The 14,343-nt window shown below is 46.5% G+C and carries 12 protein-coding genes and 2 pseudogenes; 8 read left to right on the top strand and 6 right to left on the bottom strand.

The window, feature by feature from the left end:
• The first annotated feature begins 15 nt into the window (after positions 1 to 15).
• From R7M92_RS12600 to R7M92_RS12590, 3 genes and pseudogenes are all read left to right on the top strand, one after another.
• A pseudogene (locus tag R7M92_RS12600) lies at positions 16 to 915 on the top strand (LysR family transcriptional regulator).
• Positions 916 to 1,145: 230 nt separating this feature from the next.
• Positions 1,146 to 2,120 carry a DUF1852 domain-containing protein gene (locus R7M92_RS12595; protein WP_318133516.1) on the top strand — a complete coding sequence of 325 codons (975 nt, stop codon included), beginning with the start codon at positions 1,146 to 1,148 and terminating at the stop codon, positions 2,118 to 2,120.
• Between the two features lie 30 nt (positions 2,121 to 2,150).
• The gene (locus R7M92_RS12590; protein WP_318133514.1) at positions 2,151 to 3,179 is read left to right on the top strand and encodes a methionine synthase; all 1,029 of its coding nucleotides are present in this window, start codon (positions 2,151 to 2,153) and stop codon (positions 3,177 to 3,179) included.
• Between the two features lie 815 nt (positions 3,180 to 3,994).
• Here the strand turns inward: R7M92_RS12590 and R7M92_RS12585 are convergent.
• Complete coding sequence (locus tag R7M92_RS12585) at positions 3,995 to 5,014, bottom strand: DUF2955 domain-containing protein (RefSeq protein ID WP_318133512.1); 1,020 nt, start codon at positions 5,012 to 5,014, stop codon at positions 3,995 to 3,997.
• A 9-nt stretch (positions 5,015 to 5,023) separates the two neighbouring features.
• Positions 5,024 to 6,088 (bottom strand): HlyD family secretion protein, encoded by a 1,065-nt coding sequence (locus tag R7M92_RS12580; RefSeq protein WP_047103347.1) that lies wholly within the window; start codon positions 6,086 to 6,088, stop codon positions 5,024 to 5,026.
• Positions 6,089 to 6,187: 99 nt separating this feature from the next.
• Here R7M92_RS12580 and R7M92_RS12575 point away from each other — a divergent pair, with 99 nt between their 5' ends.
• A complete protein-coding gene (locus tag R7M92_RS12575) occupies positions 6,188 to 7,048 on the top strand; it encodes a LysR family transcriptional regulator (RefSeq protein ID WP_138940429.1) in 861 nt (286 codons plus the stop codon).
• A 150-nt stretch (positions 7,049 to 7,198) separates the two neighbouring features.
• A complete protein-coding gene (locus R7M92_RS12570; protein ID WP_171053587.1) occupies positions 7,199 to 7,741 on the top strand; it encodes a hydrolase in 543 nt (180 codons plus the stop codon).
• A gap of 39 nt (positions 7,742 to 7,780) precedes the next feature.
• Here the strand turns inward: R7M92_RS12570 and R7M92_RS12565 are convergent, their stop codons facing one another.
• The 3 genes from R7M92_RS12565 to R7M92_RS12555 form a co-directional block, all read right to left on the bottom strand.
• A complete protein-coding gene (locus tag R7M92_RS12565; RefSeq protein ID WP_318133616.1) occupies positions 7,781 to 8,677 on the bottom strand; it encodes a 1-aminocyclopropane-1-carboxylate deaminase/D-cysteine desulfhydrase in 897 nt (298 codons plus the stop codon).
• Positions 8,678 to 8,786: 109 nt separating this feature from the next.
• Positions 8,787 to 10,073 carry a sensor histidine kinase gene (locus R7M92_RS12560; RefSeq protein ID WP_053304264.1) on the bottom strand — a complete coding sequence of 429 codons (1,287 nt, stop codon included), beginning with the start codon at positions 10,071 to 10,073 and terminating at the stop codon, positions 8,787 to 8,789.
• Positions 10,070 to 10,747 carry a response regulator transcription factor gene (locus tag R7M92_RS12555; RefSeq protein ID WP_206225592.1) on the bottom strand — a complete coding sequence of 226 codons (678 nt, stop codon included), beginning with the start codon at positions 10,745 to 10,747 and terminating at the stop codon, positions 10,070 to 10,072. The genes R7M92_RS12560 and R7M92_RS12555 overlap by 4 nt, the downstream gene beginning before the upstream one ends.
• A 152-nt stretch (positions 10,748 to 10,899) precedes the next feature.
• On the opposite strand from R7M92_RS12555, the gene R7M92_RS12550 reads away from it, so the two are divergent.
• Genes R7M92_RS12550 through R7M92_RS12540 form a run of 3 tightly spaced genes read left to right on the top strand, consistent with a single transcriptional unit; the run spans position 10,900 to position 13,770 of the window.
• On the top strand, positions 10,900 to 11,940 hold the full coding sequence (locus R7M92_RS12550; RefSeq protein ID WP_318133508.1) for a glycosyltransferase family 2 protein: 1,041 nt from the start codon (positions 10,900 to 10,902) through the stop codon (positions 11,938 to 11,940).
• Positions 11,941 to 11,942: 2 nt separating this feature from the next.
• Positions 11,943 to 13,349: a glycosyltransferase family 39 protein gene (locus tag R7M92_RS12545; RefSeq protein ID WP_318133506.1), complete on the top strand. Its 1,407-nt coding sequence runs from the start codon at positions 11,943 to 11,945 to the stop codon at positions 13,347 to 13,349.
• Between the two features lie 4 nt (positions 13,350 to 13,353).
• Complete coding sequence (locus tag R7M92_RS12540; protein WP_318133504.1) at positions 13,354 to 13,770, top strand: GtrA family protein; 417 nt, start codon at positions 13,354 to 13,356, stop codon at positions 13,768 to 13,770.
• Between the two features lie 133 nt (positions 13,771 to 13,903).
• Here the strand turns inward: R7M92_RS12540 and R7M92_RS12535 are convergent.
• Positions 13,904 to 14,343, bottom strand: a pseudogene (locus tag R7M92_RS12535) (hypothetical protein); the annotation flags it as partial.

Genomic DNA, 14,343 nt, shown 5'->3' with positions numbered 1-14,343 from the left:
GTCAGGAGTTTGGTCATGAATCTAAAGCGTTTCCTTACGTTTAAAACCATTGTTTAGGAAGGCTCGTTTCTTAAAGCGTCGCAAAAGCTTTATTGCACTCAGTCGACAGTGACCTTTAAGATCAGGCAGTTAGAACAAGATCTCTCATTGCAGTTGTTCGAAAAGATTGGCCGAAAAATGGTGCTGACTCAGGCAGGAGAAAAGATCCTTCCTTACGTTTATGAGCTCGCACGAGTGATGGAAAACATTGAAGGCACGGCGCAGCAAGAGAGTTCTGAGCCGACAGGGGAGTTGAAGGTTTTAATCGCAGAAACTCAGCTCGCTTATAAAATGGCCAATGTTTTGAAGGAATTCAGAATACGAGCGCCGAAAGTAAGGCTCTCACTGCAATCACAAAACTGCTATAAGATTCGTGATGAATTGATTGCTGATAAAGCCGATTTGGGTGTGTTTTATCGTGTCGGTAATGATGATGCACTCAAGGTGCATGAGTTTGAACAAGAGCCGTTGGTCCTTGTTGCTTCGCCGCTTTTAACAGGGTTGGATCTACAGAAAGGGGAGCAACACATTGATTTGGGATTCATCAGCAATGGTCCTAAGTGCCTTTTCCGTCAGACTTTTGAGAGCATCATCCAAGAGCGAAACATCAGCATCGATAACAGGATTGAGCTGAGCAGTATTAACACCATCAAAAACTGTGTAGAGAGTAATATCGGTATCTCTTATCTGCCTCGCTTCACTGTTGAAAAAGAACTACAAGAGGGCAGCCAGCAAGAGCTTGAGTTTACCAACGCACCGCAAATGATCAAACCGCAGTGTGGCTGCAATGCCGGAAAGTGTGTTACGCCTGCAATGGAAGTCTTTATCGACTGCATGTGTAACACGCACGAGACAGGCTTTTTCCTCAAATCATGAAATTCCTTCATGTTCAATGTGAAACAATACCAATATTACTCAACTCGTGAAGCAAGTATAAAAAAAGGACTGCTCTGGTGTTAGGCACTGCGACGGTCATTTTTGTACTAACCGTTCGTCGTAAGTGCTGTGCAACCTAACGATTGGGAAAACCAAAAAACAAAAAATGCCCCCATGCACAGAGTTAGGAAAAGTCTGCTTTATCTAAGGAAATAGGATACCAACTCACGATGAATAACGATTTCACATTTGCTATCAAAAGCATTCGCTTTGATGAGAATTACCAACCATCAGACAACACGCGAATCACTACCAATTTTGCTAATCTGGCTCGCGGAAACTACCGCCGAGAGAATCTGCGCAATGCACTCCGAATGATCGACAATCGTTTTAATGCGTTGGCATATTGGGATAACGCGCAAGGTGACCGCTACTCAGTTGAACTTGAAATCATCTCTGTTGATATGGATATCCAAGGTAGTGGAGAAGCATTCCCATCGATTGAAGTGCTCAAAACTAACATTGTTGATCACAACACTAACGAGCGCATCGAAGGCATTGTGGGCAACAACTTCTCTTCATACGTGCGTGATTACGACTTTAGCGTTTTGCTGTTGGACCACAACAAAAACCAGCCACAGTTCAGCATCCCAGCGAACTTCGGTGATTTGCATGGCAAACTGTTCAAAGCTTTCGTTAATTCTGAGTCTTACAAACAGCATTTCAAAAAGCTGCCGGTGATTTGTCTGAGTGTATCGGACAACAAAGTATACCGACGTACTGAAAACCAACATCCTGTTTTGGGCTTTGAATATCAGCCGAACGAATCTTCGTTGACGGAGCAGTACTTCAAGAAGATGGGCTTAAAGGTGCGCTACTTTATGCCGCCAAACAGCGTTGCACCGTTGGCATTCTACTTCTTCGGTGACTTGTTGAACGATTATTCAAACCTAGAGCTTATCAGTACGATTAGCACGATGGAGACATTCCAGAAGATTTACCGACCTGAGATTTACAATGCCAACGCGGTTGCCGGTAATTGCTACCAGCCAAACTTAAAAAACCTAGACCACTCGCTAACTCAAATCGTTTACGACCGAGAAGAGCGCAGCCAACTGGCGATTGAACAAGGGAAATTTGCCGAGGAGCATTTCATCAAACCTTATCAATATGTGCTTGAACAATGGTCTGCAAATTACGCGTAAAAGATAACGAGAATCTAGAAAGGAATGACGATGAAAACACTATTACCGACTTCAACGGCTGGCAGCTTACCGAAACCTTCTTGGCTGGCCGAACCAGAAAAACTTTGGTCACCGTGGAAACTGCAAGGTGAAGAACTGATTGATGGCAAACGCGATGCGCTACGTGTCGCTTTGCAAGAGCAAGAACTGGCAGGCGTTGATATCGTCAGTGATGGCGAGCAAACTCGGCAACATTTTGTGACGACCTTTATTGAGCATTTAAGCGGCGTAGATTTTGAAAACCGCAAAACGGTGACTATTCGCAACCGTTATGAAGCAAGTGTTCCGACTGTGGTTGGCCCAGTAAGCCGCACAAAGCCCGTGTTTGTTGAAGATGCCAAGTTCTTGCGTCAGCAAACTAAGCAACCTATCAAGTGGGCGCTTCCAGGCCCTATGACGATGATCGACACACTTTATGATGATCATTACGGTAGCCGTGAAAAGCTGGCTTGGGAATTTGCAAAAATCCTCAACCAAGAAGCGAAAGAGCTTGAAGCGGCAGGTGTCGATATCATTCAGTTTGATGAGCCTGCGTTTAATGTGTTTTTCGATGATGTGAACGAGTGGGGCATTGCGTGTTTAGAGCGTGCGATTGAAGGGCTGAAATGTGAAACTGCAGTGCACATCTGCTATGGCTACGGCATCAAAGCGAACACAGATTGGAAGCAAACGCTAGGCACTGAATGGCGACAATACGAAGAAGTATTCCCTAAATTGCAGCAGTCAAATATCGATATTATCTCGCTTGAGTGTCATAACTCGCGAGTGCCTATTGAGTTGCTTGAGTTGATTCGCGGTAAGAAGGTGATGGTTGGTGCGATTGACGTCGCTACCAACGAAATTGAATCGCCAGAAGAAGTAGCGAACACATTGCGAGAGGCGTTGAAGTACGTTGATGCCGACAAGCTTTACCCATGTACCAACTGCGGTATGGCACCTTTGTCTCGTGAAGTATCGACCGCTAAGCTCAATGCGTTAAGTGCGGGTGCGGAGATCATTCGTAAAGAGTTGGTGGGTTGATATTAATACTTAGGCTCCGCACCATGAACTAAAATTAGGGTCAATCTAGCGAGTTTAAGTGAGACTAGGAATCTGATTACAGCACGCTAGGAAATGACGATAACTTTCGCACTTCAAAGCACTCGGTGGGTAGCTCCTGAATCACGCTCGTCCCTCGCTGTTCAGGATGACGGATGTTGGGAGATATGTTACTCACATACTCAACTATTTGGCTTGTATTCAAATTTGGGTCATTCCAGCGAGTCTAGACGAGACTAGGAATCTGATTATAGCTCGCTAGGAAATGGCGATAACTTTCGTACTTCAAAGCACTCGGTGGGTAGATCCTGAATCACGTTCGTCCCTCGCTGTTCAGGATGACGGATGTTGGAAGATATATTGCTCGCCACAATCCTAGGTATTAGAGCAGTTTCAAGATAGCGTCATTCCAGCGAGTTTAAGTGAGACTAGGAATCGGGTTACAGCTCGCTAGGAAATGACGATAACTTTCGCACTTCAAAGTACTCGGTGGGTAGCTCCTGAATCACCTCGTCCCTCGCTGTTCAGGATGACGGATGTTGGAAGATACATTGCTCTCCACAACCCTAGGTATTGGATCTGCTCCAAGAGAGGGTCATTCCAGCGAGTCTAGACGAGACTAGGAATCTGATTACAGCTCGCTAGGAAATGACGATAACTTTAGAACTTCACAGCACTCGGTGAGTCGATCCTGAACCACGCTCGTTCCTCGATGTTCAGGGTGACCGTTTTAAATAAAAATGCCGCTCACAGTAAAGTGAGCGGCATACATTTCCCGTTTCCAGCCTCGGCCAGATTTAATTCAACTCCACGTTCTTCATCTCAGGATGCTTTAGCAATATCACACGAATCCAGTGATGCACCACCCACATCACCATCGCGGTGAGCAGAACAGCAACGAAAATCGAGCTGAAACGGTACAAGATCGAAAAGAACGCGTCTTTTTGTTCTGGCACCAATGAAGTCGTCAGCGGAACCGATAGGGCAGACATGGCAGAAAACGCGATAGCCGCTTTAATTTGCCCCTTTGTGAGCCACAAGCAGAATGGCCCCATTGCAATGGTAAAGGCGAGCCAAAAGAGTAGCCCATGCCCATACCAACTGCCCAATATCAGCTGAACAGCCATCCCTGCGATGCAGCCTAGTGCGGTGCCGATGATGCGAATTTTTGCCATGGCGAGCGAGCCTGCTAAAGTCATTGGGGTTAGGATGATCAAAATGGAAGCTTGTGCGGATAACGAGTCATATAAGTCCGCTACTTGGAATACGATAAACGCCGCCATCGCCACTACCCAACCCATGGCAACTTGGCTGATGTAGTCAATATCGCTTTTCACTGGGGTCGACATCTCAATGTGCTCGGTGGGGGACTTTGGCTCAGGGAACAACCAATACGCGAATGCGCAAACAAAAATATTGCTGAACGCCATCACCCACATGTTGACATTGAACTCTTCAATATCCATGAAGTTATAGCTGGCAAAATTCAACACAATTGAACCCACTAACAGCCCCATGTAACCAAATAAATAGGTTTTCTGGTTCATCATTGCAATACACTTGAACAGCATCATGATTCCGACGGCTACGGTCATTAATGTTGGATGAAACTGCAAGTATTCCAGCAAAAATGTGGCTTGTATGGTTGTCCACACCGCAGAGAAAAACACGATCAATAAAGCCGAAAGATTAAAGTTGTCCATTTTGCCCAATATAAACAGCGGCATCATGATGGCAAAAAATCCGTAAGACCAACCGAAGATCATGCTTAGCGCGAGCCCTAAAGAGCAGCCGAACCAAATTCGTAAGGTTTTCATTGTCGCCGCCTAGTAAATGAAGTGGAACCAGCTTGCGAGGTGAATCTGTGCTTGCGCCATCAACTGCCAGAAAATGCTGTTGTCTGGGTACAAAACAATGGTAGCGCGAGAGCCGACAAACAGTGCTGGTGGTAACTCATCGCTGCTGGTTAGGTTCACTCGTGTACGCTGCGCATCACGTACCCAGCGGTTGTTCACTTCCACTTTGGTTAGTGCGCCATTAGGCGTTTGTTGTGCGGCTGCTACACCGTAATCGCGGCTAGCTAAATCAAAGTCGTACACCGAACCTGGGTTGGCATCAAATGTGACCAAGGCGTGGAAAGTCTTGTCTACGTTCGCGACGGATTTTTCACGAAAATCAGCGGCTACCCAGAGTGATCCTGTTGGTACAAACGTCAGCAATGGCATGTTGGTGTTTGCCATCGTGCCAACTTCTAGTTGCAGGTTGGTCACGACACCATCACTGGGAGCGAGTACCGCGGTATTTGCCAAATCAAGTTGCGCCTTTTCGATGCCGTTTTTGGCAATTCGAACGGCGGTGCTTTGACCTTTTTGGTCGCCTAATTGCGCCTCAATGACTTTTAAGTTTTGTCGTTCCGCTTTAAGCGCTGCACGTGATACCTGATTTTGGGCAAAGGCATTATCGAGTGTCGATTGAGAGATGACTTTCTGCTTCGATAGTGTCAGTAAGCGGTTGTACTCGCGGTGTGCATTATCAAATGTCGCTCGTGCGCGGGCAATATTGGCAAGAGCGGCTTCGCGTTGAGAATACAGTGTTGCTTCTTTTTCATAGGCGGATTGCAGAGACAGCTCCGCCTGTTCAAGCGCTATCTTGTATTTACGATCATCAATCGTAAACAACACATCGCCTTTTTGAACGGACTGGTTATTCTCGATGAGAACGTCGGTCACTTTACCAGATACCTCGGGTGCGACTTGGACAACGTATCCTTGCACTCGTCCTTCGGTCGTTAAGGGGGCGTGGCGGTCAGCAATGATAATGTACAAAAATAGTACGATGAACAGGACAATCAAAGTTCGCATCCAGTGTTTGAATTTTTGGTCAGCCGTCATTACAAGTTCCGTTAAACATATTGGATAGCGGATTGTAGAGAAGTCACTCACAATTCAGTAGAATGATAATACGAACATAAATGACCTAAAAATAGGACAATGAACGTTAATTTTGATGATATTTACCTATTCACTCAGACGGTGGTTCACGGCGGTATAAGTGCAGCGGCAGAGGCGAATCAACTACAACGCTCAAAAGTGAGTCGTCGTCTGCAAGAATTAGAGAAATCGCTCGGGGTACAGCTTTTGATTCGCACAACACGCAGCATTGAGTTGACGGAGCACGGGAAACGCTTGTTTGAGTTGGTGGGGCAGCCTATTGACCATATTCAGCAAGGTTTAAATGCCATGCACGAATATCAACAAGAGCTGACGGGCAAGGTGCGTTTAGCCATTCCTTCCGCATTGATGAGCTCTGCCGCGTTTAACGCGATCATCACCGAGTACACAACGCGGTATCCGGAGATTTCGGTCGAGATTGAAAACCATCAAGAGAGTGTCGATCTCAAGCGTCAATCGTTTGATTTGCAGCTTCTTCCAAGCGTGGTCAAAGTCACCGATGACAGCTATGTGCAGTTCAGTCTTTTGCCTTATCGTAGTCACTTTGTTGCGTCAAAAGCTTATCTAGAATCGCATCCGCCAGTAAAAGCGGTGGAAGATCTTAAGCAGCATCGCCTTTTAACTAATCGTTACAATGCCGATTTGCTCGATTCAGATTTGCATGTGGCGTTGCGTTCGGATGACCTCAACTTGCTGCGCTCGATGGCGATAGCAGGAAATGGCATCGCGTTTATTCCTCAAATTCATTCCAAGCCTGCACTGAGAGACGGTTTGTTGGTCGAGGTGCTGCCTCAATTCGCGCATCCGAAGCAGCATCTTACTCTGATTTATCCCTCGGCCTTATTTCTGCCCAATAAAGTCAAAGCCTTGATTGAACTAATTCGAGAGAAATTTAAATAGTCAGTTCAAACCACCCTTACCTAAGGGCAAATGTGTGAGCGAAGGTCATCTTTCTAGGTTTTAGTGCTCTAGCATGAAAGGATTCTGATACATTAACTTTTGTTCAACTTGTTGAGTATGGTTTGTGGTCGCACAAGATAGGAGATGGAAATGTTATCGAAAGGAAACACGGGCCTTATTGTGGTGGATGTTCAGGGCAAACTCGCTACATTAATGCATGAAAGCGACGCTCTGATTGAAAATATCACGAAACTGGTAAAGGGTGCCAAAGCACTAGATTTGCCTATTCTGTGGCTAGAACAGAATCCAGAAAGATTGGGCCCAACCGCGGAGCCGATTCGTGAAGTGCTTGAAGGCACGCATTTACCTATTACCAAGTACACGTTTGATGGCTGTAAAGAGGCGACGTTTAAGGTCGCGGTGGAGAACGCAAAAGTGGATACCTGGTTGGTTTGCGGTATTGAATCCCACATTTGCGTCTATCAAACCGCGGTTTCTCTGCGCCAGTCCGGTTATCGCGTTGAATTAGTCACGGATTGTGTATCTTCCCGAACTGCTGCCAATAAGGCGCTCGCTCTTGCGAAGTTAACCGCAAACGGTGTGGTGCTCACTGGGCTAGAAATGTGTTTGTATGAAATGGTCGAAGATTGCCGAGCACCTGAATTCAAAGAAATTCTGGCGCTCATCAAATAGTGGAATCACTGTAATCAGCAACAACTTTATTTGAACACGCTATTCAAATTCTCGTTGATATCTTGGCAACATCGACTCGTTGCCAAGTAACCCGCCTTGGTGAATGTAAATCACCGTTTTATCTGTGTTCTCTTCGAACCAAGGTGTTAGGCATTGCCACATATACGGGTCGTATAACAGGTCAAATTCGAGGTCGGTTTGCTCAAAGAGTGCTTTCCATGTGATGTAATCTTCTTCGTACAAGCGACCAAAATGGTGTTTTTTGCGCACGGTTAAAATGGTTGGGTGGCTGTTTTCACCGAGCTGGTTGAACTGTTCAGTTAAGTAATCTGCATCGCCTACGCAAGGGCAAGTTAGCACTTCTATGCCGTGTGGGCTTAAATGTTTATGAAGATATAAAGCCGTCGTGCCAGTACCTGATGGCAGGGCGACCGTAAACTGCTCTTTACCTCTCAATCGCGTCCAATCAAGAATTTCTCGTGCTAACTGTTTGATGCCAGCTTCAGCGAGGTGGGAACGTCCACCCTCTGGAATCAGCAATGTCGACTCATCTACTCTTCGTACCTGGTGGATGTATTCACTAGGGTGGAGTTCGCTACCGATGTCTTGCATGGCGGTGATTTTCATACCCAAATCGAGAGCGCCGCGATAGTTTCCGATGGGGGAGATTTTTAGCCAAGATGGAATGTGATGAACATAAAACTCAAACGCCCAACCTTTAATCTGGGCGAGAGCCGCTAGCGAGTACATGGCATTAGATTGAGCGGAGCCAAAGCTTATTAACGTGGTGATGTCGGGATTTTGCTCTTCCATTAACGTCATAAACTTACGTGCTTTGTTCCCAGAAAAGTGGGAGTGGAGCATGTCGTCACGTTTAAGGAAAAATTTGTGCCCATTAAAGCTATGTTGGGTGATAGGACTTTCTGAGAGTTTCATGTCGATGCTGACGGAATAAACCGTGTCACCTTTGCCATTTAAAAAGGGCGCGTAGTGTAACGCCATTAAACCCAGATAAAAAGTCTGGGTTTCAGGACTTCCATTTCGGTTATTCCTGATGTTCTGTTGCGAGGTTAATTACTGCCTCACAACCACCCTCTGGATGTGTACCAATCTTAAATTGCCAGCCATAGCGTTGGCACAAATCATCCACAATCATCAAACCTAATCCGTGCCCATCAGAGTGCGGGATGGTCGAAAAGCCTTCGCCTTCATCGCGCACTGAGATGGTGTTCTCATCCATGTTGATATGAATTGCTCCCGATGGTGTCGCGGCGATGCCGTTGCGAATCAGGTTGCCAAGAATAATGGTCAACACAGCATTGGTCGCGCGCGTTCTAGGGTTGCCGTCGATCTGTACATCAAAGCTGAGTGCTTTCTCATCCGCCTGAGCTTGGCTTTGGAAGATGATTTGGTTGAGTTCTTCTTCGGTGATGCTGCGCACTGGTGAATCATCTGCATTACGCTCGTAACGCACTAAGCCGAGTAGGGCATCCACCATGGTCGACATCTGCTGCGTTGCATCTTGAATTCGGTTCACTTGGCGAGTCTGGAAATCCGTGTTCGCACTTCTCGCCAGTAGGCTGCTTGAGCCTTTCATTACGGTTAACGGTGTACGCAGTTCATGGCTTGCGTATCGTGCAAAGGCTTGCTCACGCTTGATGACTTGGTTGATTTTGTGGCGATACTCATTCAACTCATCCGCGAGGGTTTGGAACTCTTTGGCTGATCCCTCTGGCACGCTAAAAGTTTGCGTAGCATCGCCTTGATGATGGTCGAGTTGAGTTTTAAGCGCATTGACGGGTTCAATCAAGCGTTGTGATAAGCGCAGCAGGAGGCTACCAAACAGGAACACCAGCACGGCGACAATGGACAGCACCATAGCGACGACGAGAATGAATTCCTCTGAGGTGATCTCGATTTCATCAATCAAGGAAACCAGAATAACGGGATGTTCAACGCCTTTGTAGGTGTAAGTGCTCATGTAAACCATGCGCGAGTATTCACCGTCTTCTACTTCATCAAGAAAGTGCTTTTGACCAATCAGGTATTTTTGATAGCGCTCGGCAACCAATGAGATGTCGTTGTATGCAGTGGTGAGCAGGTCAAGCTGAATACTGCCTTGCTCTGGGTGGGACTGGAAATGTTCAATTGCTTCTTTTTTGTCGACCATAATACGACGCTCGCCCACGCGGTCTTCAGACCAAAGCAGGGAGCCGGTAATCAACAAAAAGCAGAAGATGCCAATCACGACCGACACAAAAGAGAAAAACAGAGCGAGTCGCCCTGTCATACTTTGTGTGCTTTGCGTGCTAGCAAGTAAGCGATTGATCATGCACCTGTCTCCAAGCGGAAGCCAACTTTCGGCACGGTGATAAGCACATGTTGTTCAAATGGCTTATCAAGTTGGTTGCGAAGTTGGTAAATGTGGCTGCGCAGAACGTCGTTGTTCGGCTCGTTCTCTTGCCAAAGTTGGAAGGCAATTTCTTCGCGTGTCACTACGTCTGGCGCGCTTTTCACAAGCATTTCCAGAATGGTGTAAGTGGTAGGGTTTAGCGCCAACAGTTTATCTTGGCGATAAGCTTTACGCGTTTTTTGGTCGATAGACACTTCACCGTATTCCAACTTGCTCGATGTGACAGTGCCACGGTAACGGCGGATCAGTGCCATCATGCGCGCTTCAAGAATATCCAGATCGAAAGGTTTGGTCAGATAGTCATCCGCACCGTGTTGGAAGCCTTTGAGCATATCGTCACGGCTATCGAGCGCCGTCAGCATAAGTACCGGTGTGTTGTTGCCCGCGTCGCGAAGTTTATTACACATGGTCAGGCCATCCATGCGTGGCAGCATGAGGTCGAGCAAGATGATGTCGAAGGTGTTTTCCATCGCCAGTTTCAGGCCGAGCTCGCCGTTGTCTGCATAATCGAGTTCCATACCTGCACACTCAAAATAATCGAACAGCATGCCTGCGATTTCTCGATTATCTTCGACTAAAAGTACGCGTTTCATGTATTTCTCTCCAAGTGGGCAGGTGTTCGAAAATAAGACTTCTTTTTAACCGAACATTATTCACTAAGGGCGTGAAAAAGATGTCAATAACATCTCTTTCACGTTGATGTTTGTAGACTGGATTCATTCATCAGATTTAGTGGAAGAGTAGCATGTCAACCTTCAACATTCACGCTGCAACCTTTTCAAAGGTGAGCCAACACACTGAGCCTAAAACAGTTTTGTCTGTTGTGGTGCCATTCTTTAACGAGCAAGAAGTCTTACATGAATTTCATCGTCGTTTAGCCGCCGTTTTGGATGAAATGCCAGAACGCTGTGAAATCGTTTATGTGGACGACGGCAGCAAAGATGACAGCCTAATGATCGCGCAAAACTTTTCTCAATCTTCTAGCGACGTTCGTTGTATTGCACTAAGCCGTAATTTCGGCAAAGAGTCCGCCATGAGCGCTGGCCTGGAACACTGCCAAGGTGAAGCGGTGATCGTGATTGATGCCGACTTGCAAGACCCGCCGGAGTTGATCCCGCAAATGGTATCAAAATGGCGTGAAGGGTATGACGTGGTGAACATGCAGCGCAGCGAACGCCACGGTGAAACTTGGTTCAAACGCTTCTCGGCCGCTTGCTTTTACAAAGTGCTGAATAGCATGGCGAAATTAGAGGTGCCTGAGAACGTGGGCGATTTCCGTTTACTGAGCGCAAAAGTGGTTAAACACATCAATGCGTTGCCAGAGCGTAACCGATACATGAAAGGCATCTTTTCTTGGCCGGGTTTCAAGCAAGTGACGGTTCAGTTTGAGCGTGACGCTCGTTTCTGTGGTGAAACCAAATGGAACTACCTCAAGCTGATTGGCCTTGCAATGGACGGCATTACCTCGTTTTCCATTCGTCCTTTGCGTTTAGCGACACTTGCCGGTGCATTGGTGGCGTTCAGTGCCTTTATCTATGGCGCATTCATAGTGATGAAAACTGTTGTATTTGGTGAGCCTGTCACTGGCTACCCATCCATGATGGTCGTCCAACTTGCATTGGGCGGTGTGCAACTGCTGTCGATTGGCCTTTTGGGCGAATACATTGGCCGCATTTTTATCGAGACCAAGCAACGTCCTCTTTATCTTGTTCAGTCTGTTTACGAGCAGCCTGCAAAACATCAATCCATCCAAACCATGAAGTTTAAACTGGGAGAAACCGCGTAATCATGAGTATTAATAAAACCCATCTGTGGTTGTTGTTGGCGTTTGCTCTTTTACTCCGTCTTATTTCACTTGCCGCTTACCCTTTGATGGACACCACAGAAGCCCGCTACGGCGAAATGGCGCGCTTAATGGTGGAAACAGGCAATTGGCTTACCCCACAGTTTGATTATGGCGTGCCTTTTTGGGGGAAGCCACCCCTGTTCACGTGGATGAGTGCTTACGGCATTGAGTTGTTTGGATTGAATGAATTCGCAGTGCGCGCGCCTCATTGGTTGGCGGGTGTCGCGACTATTATTTTTGTTGCAGCCATGGCGCATCGCGCTGGCTTTAACGCAGTCATCGCAGCGTTGGTATTGGCGACGTGTGGCATCTTTTCAATTGCGGCGGGTGCAGTGATGACAGACATGGCACTGACATTGGCAGTGACCATGGCGATGGTCGGCTTTTACTACTGCTGGCTTGGCAAAGACAAACACAGCCGATTGTGGGGTTATCTCGGTTTCTTTGGCTTGGCTTGCGGGCTGTTAGCAAAAGGTCCGGTGGCGATCGTGATCATGGGCATCGCAGTGTTTCCTTGGCTTGTGATTCAGCATGGTTTCTTCGGTGCCTTCAAAGCCTTGTGGCAGCGTTTTCCAATTGTGTTGGGGTTGGCGCTCATGCTGGCGATTGCTCTACCTTGGTACATCATGGCTGAAATGGCGACGCCTGGATTTATTGATTACTTCATTGTTGGCGAGCACTTTAAGCGTTTTGTTGTCAGCGGTTGGGAAGGGGACCTGTATGGCTCTGCTCATGATCAACCACGTGGGATGATCTGGGTATTCTGGCTGCAGTCGGCTGCGCCTTGGTCAATCGTATTGCCTATCTTGGCGTGGAAACGTCGTAAGGTGCTCAAAGCCATTGAAACCGATCATCAAGGTCTATTTAGCTTCCTGATGTGTTGGCTGATTTCACCAATGATCTTGTTCACCATGGCTGGGAATATTTTGCCTGCTTACGTGCTACCGGGTGTGCCTGCATTGGGTATCTTGATTGCAATGCTGGTGGATAAACACGATTTCAAATGGCTGACCGGAACGGCAGCGGTGTTGCCAGCCCTGCTTATGATTGCGATGTTGGTTTTGAATATGGGCAAAGCAGATAGCCGCAGCGACCGCATAATCTTCGCGCAAATTAATGATAATGCTCCGGTCTTCTACATTGGTAAGCGCCCGTTTTCAGGCCAGTTCTATAGTCATGGTCAGGCGAAAAAGCTTAAACATAAGAATGACTTAAACAATCTGAAGAAATTCCACCTGATTGGCAAATCGCAGCAAGTGGATAGAATGATTCATGAAAATGCGTTGAGTTGTACCAACGAGTTCACAGCAAAATCGAAACACTCACTCTACACCTGTGTGGTTGGATAGAGGAATGCGCAAATTACTAAAATTCGCTTCGTTAGAAAGGTTTGCTTCGTTAACAAGGTTTGCTCTAGTAGGTGGTGTCGGCTTTCTGGTCGACACCCTTATCTTTTCTGTGTTGTTCCATTGGTTTGGTCTGGAGTTGATGTTGGCTCGTGGGATAGCATTTTTGTTTGCGGCAACCACAACGTGGCTTGGCAATCGCTGGCTGACTTTCTCTCAAGCAGAAAAAACCAACCCTTTCGCTCAATGGCAAAAATTTATGGCGAGTGCCTGCATCAGTGCTTTGCCGAACTTTATTGTGTTCAAAGGCGTAACGCTCGCGCTAGGAACGCAAGGAGTGATGGTCTATTTGGCTTTGATCTTAGGCATATTGGCAGGCATGGTGAGTAATTATTTGCTCAGTGCAAAATGGGTGTTTAGTTGAGGATAGAAAGGTTCGGGCTTACTATCCTATCCTCGAGTTAAAAATTCGTTATTTGAACCAATTTTTCTTTTTGTACATCAGAGTAAACCTAAAGCTTTTCATGGGGTATGTAAAAAGGTAAATAAGCCAAGGTTTATACCTTGGCTGCCGTTAGTTCAGATTTTGATTGTTCGATTTCAAACTCGGTTTGCCACTTGCCGTTGTAAAGATACTTACACTCTGGGAGTGGCGCTTTCGCATCCCTTAAATCAAACACTTCATTGGTAGGGTATTCTCGATAATAAGCGGGAGTCGTAAAAAGTCTAGGTTCAGGCTTCGCTTCAAACAGCTTTTTATGATCATTGACCTCTTTACAATCCAGTTTGTAGACCTCTGACAGTTGCGTGACCATGGATTCTAATTCCGCTTCATTTTTAAAGAAAATGTAACAATAAAATCGTCCCTGTGAGCGAAAAGTAATCTCCTGAGCAGTATCTTGGTATTCGCACCTGTCATACTTAAAAAAGAACTTAATTACTTTTCTTTTCTTATTGTAATCAGCAAAGAGCCAGTCTTCACGTTCTCCGACCCTCA

This window comes from Vibrio sp. Vb2880, assembly GCF_033337975.1.
GTDB lineage: Bacteria > Pseudomonadota > Gammaproteobacteria > Enterobacterales > Vibrionaceae > Vibrio > Vibrio alginolyticus.
The sequence above is the reverse complement of the archived record's forward strand: the minus strand, read 5'-3'. Positions and strand labels throughout refer to the sequence as shown.

Excerpts from the sequence above, each read along its gene's own strand:
- R7M92_RS12585 (WP_318133512.1), bottom strand. The coding sequence starts at position 5,014 with ATGAAAACCTTACGAATTTGGTTCGGCTGCTCTTTAGGGCTCGCGCTA.
- R7M92_RS12540 (WP_318133504.1), top strand. The coding sequence starts at position 13,354 with ATGCGCAAATTACTAAAATTCGCTTCGTTAGAAAGGTTTGCTTCGTTA.
- R7M92_RS12580 (WP_047103347.1), bottom strand. The coding sequence starts at position 6,088 with ATGACGGCTGACCAAAAATTCAAACACTGGATGCGAACTTTGATTGTC.
- R7M92_RS12555 (WP_206225592.1), bottom strand. The coding sequence starts at position 10,747 with ATGAAACGCGTACTTTTAGTCGAAGATAATCGAGAAATCGCAGGCATG.
- R7M92_RS12550 (WP_318133508.1), top strand. The coding sequence starts at position 10,900 with ATGTCAACCTTCAACATTCACGCTGCAACCTTTTCAAAGGTGAGCCAA.
- R7M92_RS12560 (WP_053304264.1), bottom strand. The coding sequence starts at position 10,073 with ATGATCAATCGCTTACTTGCTAGCACGCAAAGCACACAAAGTATGACA.
- R7M92_RS12575 (WP_138940429.1), top strand. The coding sequence starts at position 6,188 with ATGAACGTTAATTTTGATGATATTTACCTATTCACTCAGACGGTGGTT.
- R7M92_RS12570 (WP_171053587.1), top strand. The coding sequence starts at position 7,199 with ATGTTATCGAAAGGAAACACGGGCCTTATTGTGGTGGATGTTCAGGGC.
- R7M92_RS12590 (WP_318133514.1), top strand. The coding sequence starts at position 2,151 with ATGAAAACACTATTACCGACTTCAACGGCTGGCAGCTTACCGAAACCT.
- R7M92_RS12565 (WP_318133616.1), bottom strand. The coding sequence starts at position 8,677 with ATGAAACTCTCAGAAAGTCCTATCACCCAACATAGCTTTAATGGGCAC.
- R7M92_RS12595 (WP_318133516.1), top strand. The coding sequence starts at position 1,146 with ATGAATAACGATTTCACATTTGCTATCAAAAGCATTCGCTTTGATGAG.
- R7M92_RS12545 (WP_318133506.1), top strand. The coding sequence starts at position 11,943 with ATGAGTATTAATAAAACCCATCTGTGGTTGTTGTTGGCGTTTGCTCTT.